This is a genomic window from Chrysiogenia bacterium, assembly GCA_020434085.1.
Lineage (GTDB): Bacteria > JAGRBM01 > JAGRBM01 > JAGRBM01 > JAGRBM01 > JAGRBM01.
This window is the reverse complement of record JAGRBM010000119.1, coordinates 1-3,856: the sequence shown is the minus strand read 5'-3', so window position 1 is coordinate 3,856 and position 3,856 is coordinate 1. Positions and strand designations below refer to the sequence as shown.

Genomic DNA, 3,856 nt, shown 5'->3' with positions numbered 1-3,856 from the left:
CACCCGCTCGAATGCACCATGGAAGTCGAAGAGCAGGACTGATGCGAATTACCGAAGAGCTGGAAAAAACACTCGAGCGGGCCTACACCGAAGCCAGGGCGCGCCGCCACGAGTTCGTAACGCTCGAGCACCTGCTGCTTGCGCTGACCGAAGACAAGGTGGCCGGCGGAATTCTCGGCGCGCTGGGCGTGGACCTGCGCGAGCTGCGCCGCGATCTCGAAGAATTTTTGGAAGAATCCATCCCCGCCATCGACGCCGATCCCCAGCCCGACCCGCAATACACGATCGGGTTCCAGTTCGTGCTGCAACTGGCGGCCTCCCACGTGGCGGGCGCCGAGCGCACGGAGATGGACGGCGGCAACGTGCTCGTCGCGCTCTTTCGCGAAGAAGAATCCCATGCCGTCTTCTTCCTGGCCAAGCAGGAAATCTCGCGCCTCGACGTGGTTCGCTACATCTCCCACGGCGTAACGAAGTCGCCGGGCGGGCGGGCCGACATCGAGCCCATGCCCGGCGGCGACGAAGACGATGCCTTCGGCGAGAGCCGCGGCGATCCGCTCGAAGCCTTCTGCACGAACCTCAGCGAAAAAGCCGCTGCCGGCAAGCTCGATCCCATCATCGGGCGCGAGAAAGAACTCGAGCGCGTCATCCACATTCTCTCGCGCCGGCGCAAGAACAACCCGGTGCTGGTGGGGGATGCGGGCGTCGGCAAGACCGCCATCGTGGAGGGCCTCGCCCAGCGCATCCACGAGGGCAAGGTGCATCCCTCGCTCAAGCATCTCACCATCTACGCCCTCGACATGGGCCTGCTGCTGGCCGGCACGAAATACCGCGGCCAGTTCGAAGAACGTCTCAAGGCCGTCATTCAGGCGATTACCTCCGGGCCCGGCAACGTGCTTTTCGTCGACGAGATCCACACGATCATTGGTGCGGGCGCGGCCTCGGGCGGGACGCTCGATGCCTCGAACCTCCTGAAGCCCGCGCTCTCCAACGGTGAGCTCTCCTGCATCGGCACGACTACCTACAAGGAATATCGCGGCATCTTCGAGAAAGACCATGCCCTCTCGCGGCGCTTCCAGAAGGTGGAAGTTGAAGAGCCCAGCCTCGACGACGCCGCGGCAATCCTGCGCGGCCTGCAGCCGCGTTACGAGGAATTCCACCACGTGCGCTACACGCCTGACTCCATCCGCACGGCGGTAGACCTTTCGGCCAAGCACATCACCGACCGGTTTCTGCCCGACAAGGCCATCGACGTGATGGATGAGACGGGCGCCGAGGTGAAGCTGCGCCACGAGGGCGAGAGCACGCCCGACGTCACCACCGAGGACGTCGAGAACATGGTTGCACGCGTGGCAAAGATTCCGCCGCGCACGGTGCAGACCGACGACCGCAAGAAGCTCCAGACCCTGGAGCGCGATTTGAAGCTGCTCATCTACGGCCAGGACAACGCCGTCGAAAAAGTCTGCGCGGCGATTCAGCTCTCCCGGGCAGGGCTTGGCGATCCGCAAAAGCCCATCGGCAGCTTCCTGTTCGCCGGACCCACCGGGGTTGGAAAGACCGAACTGGCGCGCCAGCTCGCGGCCGGGCTGGGCGTTGAATTCATCCGCTTCGACATGAGCGAATACATGGAGAAACACACCGTCTCGCGGCTCATCGGCTCGCCGCCGGGCTATGTGGGCTATGAGCAGGGCGGCCAGCTCACCGAGGCCATCCACCGCAACCCGCACGCGGTGCTGCTGCTCGACGAGATCGAGAAGGCGCACCCCGATCTGTTCAACATCCTGCTGCAGGTGATGGACTACGCCACGCTCACCGACAACAACGGGCGAAAGAGCGATTTTCGTCAGGTGATCCTCATCATGACGACCAATCTGGGCGCGCGCGAGAGCATGGTGCGCGCCGTCGGCTTCGAGCAGGACCCCGTGCAGGACCGCAGCATGAAGGCCATCGAGCAGGCGCTCAGCCCCGAGTTCCGCAACCGGCTGACCAGCACGATCCAGTTCAGCTCGCTCGACCAGACCATCGTCGAGCGCATCGTCGACAAGGTCGTCGGCGAGCTCGAAGGGCGCCTTCGCGACAAGGGCGTCGCCATCCGGGTGAGCCCGGACGCGCGCGCCTGGCTTGCGAGGAAAGGCTTCGACCCGGTCTTCGGCGCCCGCAACATCGGCCGGCTCATCGAATCCGACATCGCCAAGCCGCTCTCGCAGGAAATTCTCTTCGGCGAGCTGGCAAAGGGCGGCCAAGTGGACGTCGGCCTCAAGGACGACGCACTGAGCTTCACCTTCTCGGAGGCCCCGCGGAAGCTGCTCAAGGAAGCGGAGCCAGTGGACGCGTGAGTGACTATCGTGAGGTGAGGTACGCTTTTATCTCGCTAATTAAGCGTTTCGTATCAGGCGCTTCTGAGATTGCCTGACCAATCGAGAGTAACAAGCTGAATACGGAATCTCTATTCAGTATTACCGTTTGTAGGCCTTCATCTAGAATTTTGTATGCGTGGTCATCTTCGGCACGTTTGTGGTCGAGATGCGCTCCACCTTTCTTGTTTGCAATGTATTGAATGATTTGGCGTCGCTGTATGCATGTGCCGTGATAGTAGATTGCGGTTGAGCGCAAGTAATCAGAGAGTGTGAACTCATGCTCCATGTCATTGAATTGTGGCGACGGGGTGGGTTTGTCCTCGCCTGAGCTAGGCCCATAAGTGATGGACATCATGCCAACAACGATGCCATGCATTTTGGTGCCGGCTGCATATGCCACGGTGCTGGGTGTGAGATGCTCAGTTTGTAGAAAGATGCCGACAATTCGCGGTTGCTTGGGCTCAAGGCTAAGAGTACGCCAAGCGCGAATGAAGTAGTCGTCAATGAAGAGCTGACGTAGCGGAACGCTCAGGCGACGTAGCATGTCATCGCTAAGAATGCCGTCTTTTGTGCACGCTGCTATGTACGAGAGGTCACTTTCGACGATGCGTAGAAGTTCGCTATCTATGTCTGGCTTTGTCATGCGAAAGGGCACCACTACAAAAATGCAAACTTAAATGCATTCTCCGGCACCGTCTTATCGAAGTAATACCCCCGCACGGCGTCGCGCACGGCCTCGCGCAGTTCTTCCCAGGTATCGGCCTGGGTGAAAATGGGTTCGCTCAGGCACTCGGCGACGAAGCCGCCGTCGGCTTCCTGGGTGATCTCGAAGACGATCTCGTTCATGGGCTCCAGTTTACGCCCGCCGGGCATGGGGCTGCAAGCACCAGGAGAAAACACAAAGAAGCCCGCGCCTTTGGCGCGGGCTTCTTATGAAAGCGGCAACGTCGCCTACGCGACGGCTTTGAAGGCCATGAGCTCGGCGACTTCTTCGTCGCTGGCGCTGGCCTGGCCGGTGAGGACGTCGATGGGGTGGACGCGGCCATCGCCGATCTCGACGACGCCGGTGCGGACGACTTCGTCGACCTGGCGCAGGATTTCCTCGCGGCCCAGCAGGCGGCAGACATCGGGCAGGTCGCGCAGGAAGGCGCGGGCGATCCACGGCAGGATGGTGCGGGTGATGCTCAGGCGGATCTGCCCCATCTGGCTGTGAACCCAGCGCAGGTGGCCGACTTCATCCACCATGATCTGGTCGAAAAGCGAATCGATGCGCGCGAGCGCCTCGGGTTCGTCCTTGAAGAGCTCGCGGGCCTTGTACTGCAGGCCGCGGAACACGACGATGCCGCAGGCCTCGGCGCAGAAAATCAGCACGTTCGAGAAGTAGTAGGGAAGCTGCACCAGCACGTGCAGGAGCGCGCGGGTCGTGAACTTGGGCGGATACTTCACCATCTCCACGCCAAGCGTGCGCACGGCGTCGGCGAGCAGGCGGGTGTGGTAGTTCT

Annotated in this window: 4 protein-coding genes; 1 reads left to right on the top strand and 3 read right to left on the bottom strand. The window is 61.6% G+C overall.

Annotated elements, in window-relative coordinates; all coding sequences use genetic code 11:
* Positions 1-41: 41 nt before the first annotated feature.
* Positions 42-2,333, top strand: a complete 2,292-nt coding sequence (gene clpA, locus KDH09_03955; GenBank protein MCB0218823.1) for an ATP-dependent Clp protease ATP-binding subunit ClpA — start codon at positions 42-44, stop codon at positions 2,331-2,333.
* Between the two features lie 4 nt (positions 2,334-2,337).
* Here clpA and KDH09_03950 read toward each other — a convergent pair whose 3' ends face one another.
* From KDH09_03950 to KDH09_03940, 3 genes are all read right to left on the bottom strand, one after another.
* Entirely contained in the window at positions 2,338-2,997 is a 660-nt protein-coding gene (locus KDH09_03950) for a hypothetical protein (protein ID MCB0218822.1), read from the bottom strand.
* A 14-nt stretch (positions 2,998-3,011) separates the two neighbouring features.
* The gene (locus KDH09_03945; protein ID MCB0218821.1) at positions 3,012-3,200 is read right to left on the bottom strand and encodes a 2-phospho-L-lactate guanylyltransferase; all 189 of its coding nucleotides are present in this window, start codon (positions 3,198-3,200) and stop codon (positions 3,012-3,014) included.
* A gap of 105 nt (positions 3,201-3,305) precedes the next feature.
* The coding region (locus KDH09_03940) for a hypothetical protein (GenBank protein MCB0218820.1) at positions 3,306-3,856 on the bottom strand (551 nt) is incomplete at its 5' end.

What these genes read in the sequence shown, in the direction of transcription:
- clpA (MCB0218823.1), top strand. Translation starts at nt 42, where the DNA reads ATGCGAATTACCGAAGAGCTGGAAAAAACACTCGAGCGGGCCTACACC.
- KDH09_03950 (MCB0218822.1), bottom strand. Translation starts at nt 2,997, where the DNA reads ATGACAAAGCCAGACATAGATAGCGAACTTCTACGCATCGTCGAAAGT.
- KDH09_03945 (MCB0218821.1), bottom strand. Translation starts at nt 3,200, where the DNA reads ATGAACGAGATCGTCTTCGAGATCACCCAGGAAGCCGACGGCGGCTTC.